Annotated in this window: 9 protein-coding genes; 8 read left to right on the forward strand and 1 reads right to left on the reverse strand. The window is 72.9% G+C overall.

Annotated elements, in window-relative coordinates; translation table 11 throughout:
• Positions 1–15 precede the first annotated feature (15 nt).
• The 7 genes from ACZ6IM_RS35935 (at position 16) to ACZ6IM_RS35965 (ending at position 12364) form a co-directional block, all read left to right on the forward strand.
• A complete protein-coding gene (locus ACZ6IM_RS35935) occupies positions 16–1917 on the forward strand; it encodes an ABC transporter ATP-binding protein (RefSeq protein ID WP_469562632.1) in 1902 nt (633 codons plus the stop codon).
• Entirely contained in the window at positions 1914–3797 is a 1884-nt protein-coding gene (locus tag ACZ6IM_RS35940; protein ID WP_469562635.1) for an ABC transporter ATP-binding protein, read from the forward strand. Before ACZ6IM_RS35935 ends, ACZ6IM_RS35940 begins: the two co-directional genes overlap by 4 nt.
• Complete coding sequence (locus ACZ6IM_RS35945; RefSeq protein WP_052838510.1) at positions 3794–5686, forward strand: ABC transporter ATP-binding protein; 1893 nt, start codon at positions 3794–3796, stop codon at positions 5684–5686. The genes ACZ6IM_RS35940 and ACZ6IM_RS35945 overlap by 4 nt, the downstream gene beginning before the upstream one ends.
• A complete protein-coding gene (locus ACZ6IM_RS35950; RefSeq protein ID WP_469562638.1) occupies positions 5683–7440 on the forward strand; it encodes an ABC transporter ATP-binding protein in 1758 nt (585 codons plus the stop codon). The genes ACZ6IM_RS35945 and ACZ6IM_RS35950 overlap by 4 nt, the downstream gene beginning before the upstream one ends.
• Positions 7441–7744: 304 nt before the next feature.
• Positions 7745–9799, forward strand: coding sequence for a M4 family metallopeptidase (locus ACZ6IM_RS35955; protein WP_052838512.1), 2055 nt, complete (start codon positions 7745–7747; stop codon positions 9797–9799).
• 323 nt (positions 9800–10122) lie between these two features.
• Positions 10123–11772 (forward strand): M4 family metallopeptidase, encoded by a 1650-nt coding sequence (locus ACZ6IM_RS35960; RefSeq protein WP_052838513.1) that lies wholly within the window; start codon positions 10123–10125, stop codon positions 11770–11772.
• 82 nt (positions 11773–11854) lie between these two features.
• The gene (locus ACZ6IM_RS35965; protein ID WP_052838514.1) at positions 11855–12364 is read left to right on the forward strand and encodes a DUF1990 family protein; all 510 of its coding nucleotides are present in this window, start codon (positions 11855–11857) and stop codon (positions 12362–12364) included.
• A 32-nt stretch (positions 12365–12396) separates the two neighbouring features.
• Here ACZ6IM_RS35965 and ACZ6IM_RS35970 read toward each other — a convergent pair whose 3' ends face one another.
• On the reverse strand, positions 12397–15015 hold the full coding sequence (locus ACZ6IM_RS35970) for a glycosyltransferase family 1 protein (RefSeq protein WP_052838515.1): 2619 nt from the start codon (positions 15013–15015) through the stop codon (positions 12397–12399).
• A gap of 369 nt (positions 15016–15384) precedes the next feature.
• Here ACZ6IM_RS35970 and ACZ6IM_RS35975 point away from each other — a divergent pair.
• Positions 15385–15990, forward strand: a 606-nt coding sequence (locus tag ACZ6IM_RS35975) for a maltotransferase domain-containing protein (protein WP_469562643.1), incomplete at its 3' end; no start/stop codon positions are given.

The raw sequence follows: 15990 nt of genomic DNA on the forward strand, positions 1-15990 counted from the left end.
GTAGGCTCGCTGCTGATGCCCACGAAACCTGCACCCGCCACGGATCTCGCTCCCGACCCGGCTTCAGAATCCGCGCCGGACGCCACCCCGGACGCCGCCCCGGACGCCGCCGAGAAGCATTCCACCGTACGTGCCCTGCTGCGGCTGTGGCCCTATGTGCGGCCGGTGCGCGCGCGGTTGGGGACGGCCGCGGTGACGGCGATCCTCGCCTCCTGCGTGGGGCTGGTGATCCCGCTCGTCCTGAAGTGGATGGTGGACGGGCCGGTCGCCGACCGCGATCCGGCGGGCGTGTGGCTCGGGGCGCTCTACCTGCTGCTCCTCGGACTGGCGGAGGCCCTGCTGTTCGGGCTCCGCCGGTGGCTGGTGGCCCGGCCGCTGGCGGGGGTCGAGGCGGGGATGCGCGCCGACCTGTACCGGCACCTGCAACGGCTGCCGGTGGCCTTCCACGACCGCTGGGCCTCGGGGCAGCTGCTCTCGCGCGGGACGACCGATCTGATGCTGCTGCGCATGTTCCTCGCCTTCCCGCTGACCTTCCTGCTGGTCAACGGCGTGACGATCCTGGTCGGCGTGGGCATCATGCTGGTCCAGGACTGGACGCTGGGGCTGGTCATCCTCGGGCCCGCCATCCCCGTGATGATCACCTGCGGGATCTTCGAGAAGAAGTACTCGGCGGTGGCGCGGCGCGCGCAGGACCAGGTCGGGGACCTGACGACGGTGGTCGAGGAGAGCGTGCTCGGCGTCCGGATCATCAAGGGCTTCGGACGGCACCGCAGCCAGGCCCGCGCCTTCCACGAGCTGTCGCACACGCTGCGGGGCACGGAGCTGCGCAAGGCGCGGCTGCTGGCGGCCATCTGGGCGGTCATCGTGACGCTGCCCGAGGTGGCGATCGGGGCGGCGCTGGTGGTCGGGGCGGTACAGGTGGCGGACGGGGCGCTGTCGGCGGGGACGCTGGTGGCGTTCCTGTCCACGGCGCTGGCGCTGCGGTGGCCGGTGGAGTCCATCGGCTTCCTGCTGGCGATGAGCCAGGAGGCGGCGACGGCCACGGACCGGTACTTCGAGGTGATGGACGCGCCGGTCGAGTCCGGCGCCGGCCCCGGTGGTGGTGCACCTCCCGGCGAGCAGCGCACCATCCCCGGGGCCCGCACCGGCATCCGGTTCGAGAACGTGCGGTTCCGTTATCCCGACGCGCCGCCCGGCTCCCCGCCCCTCCTGACGGACGTCACCCTGCACATCCGCCCCGGTGAGTCCATGGCCCTGGTCGGTGCCACCGGCAGCGGGAAGACGACGCTGACCGCGCTGGTGCCGCGCCTGCACGAGGTGACCGAGGGGCGGATCACGCTGGACGGCGAGGACATCACCGCCCTGTCCCGCGAGGAGTTGCGCGCGATGGTCGCCGTGGCCTTCGAGGAGCCCACCCTCTTCTCCGCCACCGTCGGCGAGAACGTGCTGATGGGGGCCGCAGAGGACGCCGGCGAAGAGGAGCTGGACCGGGCCCTCGCCGTCGCACAGGCCGACTTCGTGCACGCGCTCCCCCAGGGCACCGGCACCCAGGTCGGCGAGCAGGGCCTCAGCCTCTCCGGCGGCCAGCGTCAGCGCCTCGCGCTGGCGCGGGCGGTGGTCGGCCGGCCGAGGTTCCTGGTCCTGGACGACCCGCTGTCCGCGCTGGACGTGCACACCGAGGCCGCCGTGGAGGCCGCCCTGCGGCAGGTCCTCGCGGACACCACCGCGCTGATCGTGGCCCACCGCCCCTCCACCGTCCTGCTCGCCGACCGCGTCGCCCTGCTCTCCGGGGGCCGCATCGCCGCCGTCGGCACCCATCACGAACTGCTGCGCACCAACGCCGAGTACGCCCATCTGATGTCCGGACTCGACGGGTCCGGCGATCTTGAGGGAGCCCAGGAAGGGGACGGCCGATGACCGCGCCCACGGCCACCGCGCCGGACCGGGACCAGCCGGAGGACCCGGGGCACGGGGACCCGGCCGAGGCGGCGGTACTCGCCGCCGACGACGACTCGTTCGACCAGGACGTCCTGCCCAGCCCACCCGGTGCGACCGGCGCCCTGCTGCGCTCCCTGCTGACGCCCATGAGGGCCCGCGTCGCCTTCACCGTCCTGCTCCTGCTGCTCCAGCAGGCGGCCGTGCAGGCGGGCCCGCTGCTGGTGGCGTACGCCATCGACCACGCCGTGCCGGCCCTGCGCGACGACGACCACGGCCCGCTGATCGCGGTGGGCGCCGGCTACCTGCTGTGCTCGCTGGCGGCGGGCGCACTCCAGTACGCCTTCATCGCCGCCGCGGCCCGCGTCAGCCAGGACGTGCTGCTCGACCTGCGCGGCCGCATCTTCCGGCACGCGCAGGCGCTGAGCGTCGACTTCCACGAGCGCTACACCTCCGGCCGCCTCATCTCCCGCTCCACCACGGACGTGGAGTCCCTGCGCGAGCTGCTCGACGAGGGGCTCCAGGAGCTGGTGACGGTCATCCTGTCCTTCGTCTACATCACCGCGCTGCTGCTCTGGCTGGACTGGGGCCTGGGCGCCGTGGCGGTGGCGTCGTTCGTGCCGCTGTACGCGCTGGTGCGGCTGTACCAGCGGCGCGCGGGGCGGGTGTACCGGAAGCGGTCCACGGCGATCGCGGCGGTGATCGTGAAGTTCGTGGAGACGATGAACGGCATCCGGCCGGTGCGGGCCTTCCGCCGGGAGGCCGCCAACGACGCCGACTTCGCGGTCCTGAACCACCGGCACGAGCGGACCAACGGCGACGCGCTGCTGGAGATGGCCCGTTACGTGGTCGGTTCCCGGCTGGTCGCCAACACGGCCGTCGCGGGCATCGTGCTGTGGGGCGCCTACCGGGTCGCGGACGGCACGCTGGCGCTCGGTGTGCTGGCGGCGGCGGTGCTGTACCTGCGCCGCCTGTACGACCCGATCGACCGGCTGGGCATGTTCCTGAACTCGTACCAGTCGGCGGCGGCCTCGCTGGAGAAGATCGCCGGGCTGCTGGCCCAGACGCCGTCGGTGCCCGAGCCGACCGCGCCGAAGGAACTGCCGCCGCTGGAGTCGGAGCACCCCGGCCGCGAGGTCGTCTTCGACTCGGTGAGCTTCGGCTACCGCACCGGCGGCGAGGTGCTGCCGCGCTTCGGGCTGACGCTCCCGGCCGGGCAGACGGTCGCCGTCGTGGGCTCCACCGGCGCGGGCAAGTCGACGCTGGCCAAGCTGCTCGCCCGGTTCTACGACCCCTCCGCCGGGCGGGTCCTGCTGGACGGGACCGACCTGCGCGACCTGGCCGTGCCCGAACTGCGGCGCGGGGTGGTGATGGTGACGCAGGAGGCGTTCCTGTTCTCCGGGACGGTCGCCGACAACATCGCCATCGGCCGTCCGGAGGCGACCCGGGAGGACATCGAGCGGGCCGCGAAGGCGATCGGCGCCCACGACTTCATCGCCGCGCTGCCGGACGGCTACGACACCGACGTGCGCAAGCGGGGCGGCCGTATCTCCGCCGGTCAGCGGCAGCTCGTGGCGTTCGCGCGGGCGCTGCTCGCGGACCCGGCGGTGCTGATCCTGGACGAGGCGACCAGTTCGCTGGACGTCCCCGGTGAGCGGGCGGTGCAGCGGGCGATGGCGACGGTGCTGAGGGGCCGTACGGCGGTCGTCATCGCGCACCGGCTCTCCACCGTGGAGATCGCCGACCGGGTGCTGGTGATGGAGCACGGCCGGATCGTCGAGGACGGCACCCCGGACGAACTGATCGCCGGTACGGGCCGGTTCGCGGATCTGCACCGGGCGTGGCGGGACAGCCTGGCGTGAGGATCGACGCGTACGAGGACCCGGGTACCCCGGACCGTCGGGGCGGCTGGCGGTACCTGGTGTGGCTGGTCCGGCGGCAGTGGCCCCGGTGCCTGGCGGGGGCGGTGCTGGCCAGTGCGTGGATGGTGCTGCTGGCGGCGACGCCGTACCTGATGGCCCGGGCCGTCGACCACGGCCTGGAGCCCGGTGACCTGGGCGCGCTGGCGGGCTGGACGGGCGCCATGGTCGCCGTCGGCGCGGTCAACGCGTGGCTGGGCATGATGCGGCACCGCACCATGACGAAGGTGCGGATGGACGCCAACTTCCGCACCGTCAAGGTGGTCGTCGGCCATGCGACCCGGCTCGGCGCGGCACTGCGCGGGCAGGTGGGCACGGGTGAGGTCGTCACCATCGGGGTGGGCGACGTGCAGACCATCAGCGCCTCCCTGACCGCCGTGGGGCCGGGCGTCGGCGCGATCGTCGCCTACGCGGCGGTCGGCGGGCTGATGCTGTCCGTGTCGACCCGGCTCGCGCTGGTGGTGCTGCTCGGGGTGCCGGTGCTCGGGGTGCTCCTCGGTCCGCTCATGGGACGGCTCCAGGGCAGGGAGGCCGAGTACCGCGAGCGGCAGTCCGTGCTGACCGCGCGGATCGGCGACCTCGCGGGCGGACTGCGGGTCCTGAACGGGCTGGGCGGCAAGGGCCTGGTCGCGGACGCCTTCCACCGGGACTCGGGCCGGCTGCGCGAGCAGGGCTACCGGGTCGGCGCGGTGACCAGCTGGATCCAGGCCCTCGGAGTGGGACTGCCGGTGCTGTTCCTGGCCCTGGTGACCTGGCTGGGCGCCCGGCTGGCGGCGCGGGGGCACATCAGCGTGGGCGAGCTGGTGTCGGTGTACGGCTATGTCGTCGCGCTGGGCTGGCCGGTGGCGTTCCTCATCGAGATGGGCCACCAGCTCAGCCGCGGCGTGGTGGCCGCCCGCCGCGTCGTCGCCTTCCTGCGTCTGGAACCGGCCCCGGACGACGGCACCCGGGACGCTCCCGCGGAGCCCTCGGTGCTGTACGACCCCGCCTCGGGCGTACGGATCACCCCCGGCCGCCTGACCGCCCTGGTCTCCTCCCGGCCGTCCGACGCCACCGAGATCCTGGACCGCCTGGGCCGCTACACCCCGTCCGACGCGACCTGGGGAGACATCCCCCTGACCGACGTCCCACTCCCCCAGATCCGCTCCCGCATCCTGGTCGCAGACCCGGAGGCCGACCTCTTCGCAGGCCCCCTGCACGACGTAATTGGCGTTCCGGAAACCAACCTCAGCGGCGCGGGCACCCTGAGCGCTGTAATCGGCGATGAGGAAGCGCCCCTCAGGGGCGCGGGGAACTGCGCGACAAGCCACAACGCACCCGCACACGCACAACCACCCACCCGGGCAGATGAGTTGGCGCCCCTCACCCAGGCCATCCACGCAGCCGCCGCGGAGGACATCATCCGCGCCCTCCCAGAGGGACTGAAAACCCCGCTCGCGGCCCAGGCCCGCGACCTGTCCGGCGGACAACGCCAACGCGTCCGGCTCGCCCGCGCCCTCCTGACCGACCCCGAAGTCCTCCTCGCCGCGGAGCCCACCTCCGCCCTGGACGCCCACACGGAGGCCACCGTGGCCGAGCGCCTCAAGCACGCCCGCCAGGGCCGTACCACCGTGCTGGCCGCCACCTCACCGCTCCTCCTCGACCGCGCGGACGTCGTGCACCACCTGGTCGACGGCAAGGTCGCGGCGACCGGCACGCACCGCGAACTCCTGGACAGCGAACCGGGATACCGCGCCCTGGTCGCGCGGGACGCCGAGGTCGCCGAACCAGCAGAGGCAACCGGAGCAGCCGAGGCAGCCGAGGCATCAGAAGAAGGGGAACCGGCCCGATGACACAGCTGCCCGTCGCCGAGCGCACCGACGTCCGCCGGGCGGCGGCCGGTCTCGTGCGGGCCGACCGGAGGTCCTTCGCGGTCGTCCTGGGGCTCAACGCGCTGGCCGCGCTGGCCGGTCTCGCGGGTCCGTGGCTGCTGGGCCGGATCGTCGACGAGGTGCGCGGCGGAGGCGGGGTGGGCGCCGTGGACCGGATGGCCCTCGCCATCCTGCTGTGCTCGCTGGCGCAGCTGCTGCTGGCCCGCTGGGCGCGGTACGTGGGGCACCGCTTCGGGGAGCGGACGCTCGCGCGGGTGCGGGAGCGGTACGTGGAGCGGGCGCTCGCCCTGCCCGCGTCGGTCGTGGAGCGGGCGGGGACCGGGGACCTGACGACACGCGGCACCGCCGACGTGACCACCGTCGGCACGACGCTGCGCGACGCCGGTCCCGAGCTGCTGGTGAACGCGGTGCAGGCGCTGTTCCTCATGGGCGCGGTGTTCGTCCTCGACCCGCTGCTGGGTCTGGTCGGGGTGCTCGGACTGACGCCGGCCTGGCTGGCGCTGCGCTGGTACCTGCGCCGGGCGCGGGCCGGCTACCTGGCCGAGGGCGCGGCCACCTCGGACGTCGCCGAGAGCCTGGCCGCCACGGTGGCCGGGGCCCGTACGGTCGAGGCGTTCGGGCTGGCCGAGCGGCGCGTGCGGACCAACCACGAGGCGCTGGAGGTCTCGCGGCGCACCCGGTTCCAGACGCTGTTCCTGCGCAGTGTGTTCTTCCCCGCGGTGGACATCTCCTACGTGCTTCCGGTGGCGGGCGTGCTGCTCCTCGGCGGGGTCCTGCACGCCCGCGGAGCGGTGAGCCTGGGAGCGGTGGTGACGTGTGCCGTGTACCTCCAGCAACTGGCCGGGCCGCTCGACGAGGTGCTGATGCGCACCGAGCAGCTCCAGGCCGGCGGGGCCTCCTTCGCCCGGGTGGAGGGGCTGGCGCGGGCCCCGCGGGCGACGGCGGACGAGTCGGCGGTGCCCGCGGACGACCGTATCGACGTGTCCGGTGCGCGGTACGCCTACGAGCGGGGCGGGGAGGTGCTGCGCGGGGTGGACCTGACCGTGCGGCCGGGCGAGCGGCTGGCGGTGGTCGGTCCTTCGGGGGCCGGCAAGACCACGCTGAGCCGGCTGCTGGCCGGGGTCGACGCGCCGACGGAGGGCTCGGTGACGGTGGGCGGGGTGCCCGTGGTCGCCCTGGGTCCGGAGCGGCTGCGCCGTCAGGTGGTGCTGGTCACCCAGGAGCACCACGTGTTCCTGGGGTCGGTCCGGGACAATCTCCTGATCGCCGAACCGGCGGCCACGGACGAGGAGTTGTGGGCGGCGCTGGCCGCGGTGGGCGCCGAGGGCTGGGTGCGGGAGCTGCCCGAGGGCCTCGGCGCCGAGCTGGGGGCGAAGGGGCACTCGACGGACGGCTCGCAGGCCCAGCAGCTCGCCCTGGCCCGGGTGGTGCTGGCCGACCCGCACACGCTGATCCTGGACGAGGCCACGGCCCTGCTGGACCCGACGACGGCCCGGCACACGGAGCGGGCGCTGGCCGCCGTACTGGCGGGCCGTACGGTCATCGCCATCGCGCACCGCCTGCACACCGCGCACGACGCCGACCGGGTGGCGGTGATGGAGGACGGCCTGCTGACCGAGCTGGGCACGCACGACGCGCTGGTGGCGGCGGGCGGGGCGTACGCGGCCCTGTGGGGCTCCTGGCACGGGGAGCCGGGCCGCCGACCGCGCCACTGACCGAGCGGGCAGCAGGGAGACCGCCGGGCACGCCGGCAAGCAAAGGTTCCGTTTATCGAACGTGAACTCCCGGTCAACGAACCAATTCCAGCCAACTTACTGACGCGCCCCTGACAAGTAGGGCTTTCTCCTGCCACTCTTCCGTCGGCCCTCCACAGCGCCCCCACAGCTTCCCCACGAGTGCTGTGCAGCGGCCGGCTCGTAGCACGTGGTTTCTGCGTACCGCACAGTTCCGCCCGGTCGGCCACCCGCCGGCCGGTCTCCCCCGGCCGCGTGACCCGCGGCCACGCAGAAGGAGTCAGTGTTGAGCAGCAGTACTCCCCACAGACGCACCTCCCACACCACCTCGCCCGTCTCCTCCCGGCGCACCACGCACCGGCGTGCCGCGGCCGTCGCGCTGGCCGGTGTCGCGGCGCTGATCGCCACGGCGGTCCAGTCCGGCACCGCCACCGCGGCCCCCGACCCCTCGCCCGTGAAGGGCAACGAGCTGGTCAAGCTCAGCCCGTCCCAGCGCGCCGAGCTGATCCGCGACGCCAACGCCACCAAGGCGGAGACCGCCGACGACCTGGGCCTGGGCGCCAAGGAGAAGCTGGTCGTCCGGGACGTGCTCAAGGACCGCGACGGCACCCTGCACACCCGCTACGAGCGCACCTACGACGGTCTGCCCGTCCTCGGCGGCGACCTCGTGGTGGCCAGTGAGGCGGGGAAGACGGAGCAGGTCGTGAAGGCCACGGCGAAGGCGATCAAGCCGGCCACCGTGACGCCGAAGATCTCCGCCGCGAAGGCCGAGTCGCAGGCCGTGTCGGCCGCGAAGGCCGCCGGCGCCGAGCGGCCGGACGCCGACCGCGCCCCGCGCAAGGTGATCTGGGCGGCGAACGGCACCCCGGTCCTCGCGTACGAGACGGTCGTGGGCGGCCTCCAGGAGGACGGCACCCCGAACGAGCTGCACGTGGTCACGGACGCCGCCACCGGCGCCAAGCTGTACGAGTACCAGGCCGTCGAGAACGGCACCGGCAACACGATGTACAGCGGCACGGTGACGCTGGGCACCGCGCAGTCCGGGTCGTCGTACACGCTGACCGACACGGCGCGCGGCAACCACAAGACGTACAACCTCAACCGCGGCACCTCCGGCACCGGCACCCTCTTCTCGGGCTCCGACGACGTGTGGGGCAACGGAACCGCGTCCAACGCGGAGACCGCCGCCGCCGACGCCCACTACGGGGCCGCGCTGACCTGGGACTACTACAAGAACGTGCAGGGCCGGTCCGGCATCCGCGGCGACGGTGTGGGCGCGTACTCCCGGGTCCACTACGGCAACAACTACGTCAACGCCTTCTGGCAGGACAGCTGCTTCTGCATGACGTACGGCGACGGCTCCGGCAACGCCAACCCGCTCACCTCCATCGACGTGGCCGCGCACGAGATGAGCCACGGCGTCACGTCCAACACCGCGGGACTCAACTACAGCGGCGAGTCCGGCGGTCTGAACGAGGCCACGTCCGACATCTTCGGCGCGTCGGTCGAGTTCTACGCCAACAACTCCTCGGACATCGGTGACTACCTCATCGGCGAGGAGATCGACATCAACGGCGACGGCACCCCGCTGCGCTACATGGACAAGCCCAGCAAGGACGGCGCGTCCAAGGACTACTGGTACTCGGGGATCGGCGGGGTGGACGTCCACTACTCGTCGGGCCCGGCGAATCACTTCTTCTACCTGCTCAGCGAGGGCAGCGGCACCAAGACCATCAACGGTGTCACCTACGACTCGCCCACCTCGGACGGCCTTCCGGTCACCGGCATCGGCCGCGCCAAGGCGGAGAAGATCTGGTTCCGCGCGCTGACCACCAAGTTCACCTCGACCACCAACTACGCGGGCGCCCGCACGGGCACCCTCGCGGCGGCCGGTGAGCTGTACGGCACCGACAGCGCCGAGTACACCGCGGTGGCGAACGCGTGGGCGGGCATCAACGTCGGCGCGCGGCCCGGCGGCGGCGACCCCGGTGACGGCACCACGTTCGAGAGCACCACGAACGTGAACATCCCCGACTACGGGTCCGCGGTGACCTCGTCCCTCACGGTCTCCGGTCGCACCGGCAAGGCGCCGAGCAACCTCAAGGTGGGCGTGGACATCGTGCACAGCTGGCGCGGTGACCTGCAGATCGACCTGGTCGCGCCCGACGGGTCGGCGTACCGCCTGAAGAACAGCGGCAACGACCCGGCGGCGGACGTGCACGAGACCTACACGGTCAACGCCTCCTCCGAATCGGCCAACGGCACCTGGAAGCTGCGCGTCCAGGACCAGGGTCCGGCGGACACCGGCTACATCGACGCCTGGCGGCTCACCTTCCCGTAGGCCGGCCGGCCCGCGGGTGCGCCACCCCAAGTCGGGGCGCCGCTCCGGAGGTTCGATTCCTCCGGAGCGGCGCCCTCTTCATGTGCCGCCCCAACCTCCCTTTTTTGCCCGGCACTTGCACTCGCCTTGTTGCCTCTTGACCGAGGTCACACGGCCTTCACATCCCCGCAACACATCCCGGCCGACGATTTTCGGCCAACATCATCGCGCCCTCCTGACATGTACGCGCCTTCGGTGTCAGTCTTCCGTCACCCACAGCACGACTTCGCAGCAACCGGCCGGACACCCCACGCCGACCGGATCCCCCCACCGAAGGAGCTTGTGTGTCTTCCGTCTTCGCGCGCCACAAGCGCACCACCCTGGCCCTCGCCACCGCGGTCGCCGCCGGAGCGATGCTCACCACCGGCCTGACCGCGGGCAACGCCGCCGCCGACAGCACCGCGCCGACGGCGCTCCCGGGCGCCCCCGTCCTGCTGTCGGGCACCGCCCGCAGCGCGCTCATACAGGAGCAGCAGGCCGGCGCGGCCGGCACCGCCCGGGCGATGGGCCTCGGCGCCAAGGAGAAGCTGGTCGTCAAGGACGTGGTCAAGGACCGCGACGGCACCGTGCACACCCGCTACGAGCGCACCTACGACGGCCTGCCCGTCCTCGGCGGCGACCTCGTCGTGCACCGGTCGGAGTCCGGCGCCACCAGAGGCGTCACCAAGGCGACCGAGGCCGCCGTCGAGGTCGCCACCGTCACCCCGAAGGTGAAGGCCGCCAAGGCCGAGCAGCAGGCGCTGGCCGCCGCCGAGGACGCCGGTTCCTCGAAGACCGCGGCCGACTCCGCGCCCCGCAAGGTGATCTGGGCCGCCGAGGGCAAGCCCGTCCTCGCCTACGAGACCGTGGTCGGCGGCCTCCAGGACGACGGCACCCCGAACGAACTGCACGTCATCACCGACGCCGCCACCGGCGCCGAGCTCTACCAGTACCAGGGCATCGAGACCGGCTCCGGCAAGAGCCTCTACTCGGGCACGGTCGAACTCGGCACCACCAAGTCGGGCTCGTCGTACCAGCTCTACGACACCGGACGGGGCGGCCACAAGACGTACAACCTGGCCCGCAAGACCTCCGGCACCGGCACCCTGTTCACCGACTCCGACGACACCTGGGGCACCGGCGCCGCCTCCAGCGACCCCCAGGACCAGACCGCCGCCGTCGACGCCGCCTACGGCGCCCAGGTCACCTGGGACTTCTACAAGGAGGGCTTCGGCCGCAGCGGCATCAGGAACGACGGCAAGGCGGCCTACTCCCGCGTCCACTACGGCAGCAACTACGTCAACGCCTTCTGGTCCGACAGCTGCTTCTGCATGACCTACGGCGACGGCACGGGCAACACCAACCCGCTGACCTCGCTGGACGTGGCCGGGCACGAGATGAGCCACGGCGTCACCTCCAACACCGCGGGACTCGAGTACAGCGGGGAGTCCGGCGGCCTCAACGAGGCGACCAGCGACATCTTCGGCACCGGCGTGGAGTACTTCGCGAACAACTCCGCCGACAAGGGCGACTACCTCATCGGCGAGGAGATCGACATCAACGGGGACGGCACCCCGCTGCGCTACATGGACAAGCCCAGCAAGGACGGCGCGTCCAAGGACTACTGGGACTCCGGCCTCGGCGGCGTCGACGTGCACTACTCCTCGGGCCCGGCCAACCACTTCTTCTTCCTGCTGGCCGAGGGCAGCGGCGCGCGGACGGTGGACGGGGTGGAGTACGACTCCCCGACCTCCGACGGCTCCACCGTCACCGGCATCGGCCGCGCCAAGGCGCTGCAGATCTGGTACAAGGCGCTGACCGCGTACATGACCTCGACGACCGACTACGCCGACGCCCGCGCGGCGACCCTGAGCGCGGCGTCCGACCTGTACGGCGCCGACAGCACCGAGTACAAGACGGTGGGCGCGGCCTGGACCGCGATCAACGTGAACTGACCCGGAGGGGACAGCGGCGGCAACACGGCGGGGCGGCACCCGGAACCAGCGGTTCCCGGGTGCCGCCCTACTCTTGGGACCCATGTCCTTCACGTACGACGACGTCGGCGCCACCCGCGAGCAGGGCCACTGCCCGCCCGGCTTCCGCCCCCTGCACGTACGCACCCGCCTCGGGGAGGGCGAACCGGTGTTCCGGCGGGCGGTCGAGGCCGTGCTCACCTGGGAGATGCACCGGGAGATGGGCGTCGGCATCGACGCGAGCGCGGAGCGTGCCGCGCCCGGCGTCGACGTCACCGTCACCCTCGCCGGCATGATCAAGGCGCCCTGCCGGGTGGTGTGGACCCTGGAGGAGCCGCGCCGGGCCGGCTGGGCCTACGGCACGCTGCCCGGCCACCCCGAGTCCGGCGAGGAGGCCTTCGTGGTGGACCGCACGGGGGACGGCACCGTGTGGCTGACCGTGTCCGCCTTCAGCCGCCCCGCCAAGTGGTACGCGAAGGCCGGCGGACCGGCGGCCCGCGCCTTCCAGCACGCCTACGCCCGCCGGTGCGGCACCGTCCTGCGGAGGCTGAGCGGCGGCGACGAGCAGGACTGAGTCCGTCCGCCGTCCACCGCCCCGCCGCGGCCTCACCGCATCAGCAGCCCCGCCGCCTCCACCAGGTCGCCCGAGGGCACCGCGACCAGACCGGTCTCCACTCCGGACGCCAGCAGCCGGTGCGCGGGCAGGACCCGGACCGTGTAGCCGAAGGGACCGGTGCGGTCCAGGGCGAGCGGGCCCTCGTACACCCAGCGGCCCTCCAGGTCGGGGCCGCCCACCGGCTTCAGCGGCACCTTCGCCGCGTCGGTGATCCGGTCCTCGGAGTCCACCCGGCCGGAGACCGCCTGCACCTCCACGTCCTCCGGCGCGAGGTCGCCGAGTTTCACCCGCACCCGCAGCGCGAGGGTGGTGCCCAGCTCGGCGCTGGCGGACGCGGCGGACGTCTCCACGTGGTCGACGCTCACCCCGGACCAGGCCGCCCGTACCCGCGCCTTCCACTCGGCGAGCCCGCGCGCGGAGTCCGGGTCCATCGCGCGGTGCGCCTCGGCGGCCGGGGCGTAGAGCCGCTCGACGTACTCGCGCACCATGCGGCCGGCCAGCACCTTCGGGCCCAGCAGGCTGAGGGTCCTGCGCACCATCTCCAGCCACCGGTCGGGCAGCCCGCTCGCGCCCCGCTCGTAGAAGCGCGGGGTGATCCGCTGCTCCAGCAGGTCGTAGAGGGCGTTGGCCTCTACGGCGTCGCGCCGGTCGGGATCGGTGCCGACGCCGTCGGCGGTGGGGATCGCCCAGCCGAAGTCCGGCTGGTACCACTCGTCCCACCAGCCGTCGAGGACCGACAGGTTGAGGCAGCCGTTGAGCGCCGCCTTCATGCCGGAGGTGCCGCACGCCTCCAGCGGCCGCAGCGGGTTGTTCAACCAGATGTCGCAGCCGGGGTAGAGCTTCTGCGCCATCGCCATGCCGTAGTCCGGCAGGAACACGATGCGGTGGCGCACCCGCGGGTCGTCCGCGAACCGCACCAGCTCCTGCACCAGCCGCTTGCCGCCGTCGTCCGCCGGGTGCGCCTTGCCCGCGACGACGATCTGGACCGGCCGCTCGGGGTGCAGCAGCAGCTCCGTCAGCCGGTCCCGGTCGCGCAGCATCAGCGTGAGCCGCTTGTACGACGGGACGCGCCGCGCGAAGCCGATGGTGAGCACGTCCGGGTCGAGGACGTCGTCGATCCAGCCCAGCTCGGCCGTACCGGCGCCGCGCTGCCGCCAGGAGGCGCGCAGCCGCTCGCGCACCTCCTCGACGAGCTGGGCGCGCAGGGTGCGGCGCAGGTCCCAGATGTCCTGGTCGGGGATGTCGGCGACGGAGTCCCAGCGGTCCGAGCCGCCGACGGCCAGCGCGTCCTCGGCCCGCTGCACACCGATCTGCCGGGCGCCGAGCCGGAACACCTCGGGTGCCACCCAGGTGGGCGCGTGCACTCCGTTGGTGACGGAGGTGATCGGCACCTCGTCGGCGTCGAAGCCGGGCCACAGTCCGGCGAACATGCCCCGGCTGACCCCGCCGTGCAGCAGGGAGACGCCGTTGGCGCGCTGGGCGAGCCTGAGGCCCATCACGGCCATGTTGAAGAGGTTCGGCTCGCCGCCGGGGTAGGTCTCCATGCCGAGCCTGAGGACGCGTTCGACGTCGATGCGCGGGAGTTCGGAGTCGGGGCCGAAGTGGCGGGCGACCAGCTCGCGGTCGAAGCGGTCGATGCCGGCCGGGACCGGGGTGTGGGTGGTGAAGACGGTGCCGGCCCGCACCGCTTCGAGGGCGGCTCCGAACTCCAGCCCTTCGTCGCACAGTTCGGCGATGCGTTCCAGGCCCAGGAAGCCGGCGTGGCCCTCGTTGGTGTGGAACACCTCCGGCGCGGCGTGGCCGGTGAGCCGGCAGTACGTGCGCACCGCCCGGACACCTCCTATGCCGAGCAGCATCTCCTGGAGGAGGCGGTGCTCGCTGCCGCCGCCGTAGAGCCGGTCGGTGACGCCGCGTTCGCCGTGGTCGTTCTCCTCGACGTCCGAGTCGAGGAGCAGCAGCGGCACCCGGCCGACCTGGGCCAGCCAGATGCGGGCCCGCAACTCCCGGCCGCCGGGCAGCGCCAGGGCGACGTGGGCGGGGGTGCCGTCGCTCTCCTTGAGCGGGGCCAGGGGCAGCTCGTGGGGGTCGAGGACGGGGTAGTGCTCCTGCTGCCAGCCGTCCCGGGAGAGGGACTGGCGGAAGTAGCCGTGGCGGTAGAGCAGGCCCACGCCGACGAGTGGCACACCCAGGTCGCTGGCCGCTTTGAGGTGGTCGCCGGCCAGGATGCCGAGGCCGCCGGAGTACTGGGGCAGCGCGGCGGTGATGCCGAACTCGGGCGAGAAGTAGGCCACGGCGGCCGGGAGCCGGCCCGGCTGGGCCTGGTACCAGCGGTCGCCGGTCATGTAGTGGTCGAGGTCGTCGGACACCGCGGTCAGCCGGCGCAGGAAGCGCCGGTCCTCGGCCAGCTCCGCCAGGCGCGCGGGCGGCACGGTGCCGAGCAGCCGCACCGGGTCACGGCCGGACGCGGTCCAGCACTCGGGGTCGACGGACTGGAAGAGGTCGCGGGTCTCCGGATGCCAGGACCAGCGCAGATTCCGGGCCAGATCACTGAGCGGCCGGAGGGGGTCGGGGAGTACGGGACGGACGGTCAGTCGACGAATCGCCTTCACCCGGACGACGTTACCGCGCGATGTGTCCCTCGCTGGGGCCTTCGCCCTGATGCGCCGGACAGATCGGACGCGCACGGCGTGTCGATATGGCCGGATCTTTCCGCGTCGGCCTTCTTGTGACAGTTCGGCCCGCACGGAAAGCTGCACATGTCGCGACGCACGCTGATTGCGGGAGCGTCAGCCGGGAAAGCGACGGTCAGATCGCCGTGTGTGTCGCGTTGTCGACATACGCGCGAGTAGTTAACAAAGTGCCGGATTGCCCACCGGAAGAGTGTGGGAAGGCTCCTGCGGTACGCCCCGCACGCACCTCGCAGGACCCACCTCCCCAGAAGTCATCCGCCCAACCAGTTGACGCGGACAGGAGCGGTCATGCCCGCCACGCACCACTCGTCAGCATCCCCCGCGGAGAACACCACCGTCGTCGGGCGCATCCCCGTCCTGGACGTCCGTCCGGTCGTCCAACGCGGGCGCAGACCGGCCAAGGCCGTCACCGGTGAGTCCTTCGAGGTCTCCGCCACCGTGTTCCGCGAGGGACACGACGCGGTCGCCGCCAACGTCGTCCTGAGAGATCCACGGGGCCGGCCGGGACCCTGGACGCCGATGCGGGAGCTGGCCCCGGGCACCGACCGCTGGGGCGCCACCGTCACCGCGGGCGGGACCGGCCTGTGGTCGTACACCGTGGAGGCGTGGAGCGATCCGGTCACCACCTGGCGGCACGCCGCGCGCATCAAGATCCCGGCGGGGATGGACACGGACCTGGTCCTGGAGGAGGGCGCCCGGCTGTACGAGCGGGCCGCCGCCGAGGTGCCCGGGAGCGAGGACCGGCGCGAGCTGCTGGCCGCCGTCGACGCGCTGCGGGACGAGAGCAGGCCCGCCGCGTCCCGGCTGGCGGCGGCGTTGACGCCGGAGGTGGACGCGGTCCTGGCCCGCCACCCGCTGCGCGAGCTGGTCACCTCCTCCGAGCCGCTGCCCCTG

It is taken from the genome of Streptomyces sp. NPDC042336, from assembly GCF_055581985.1.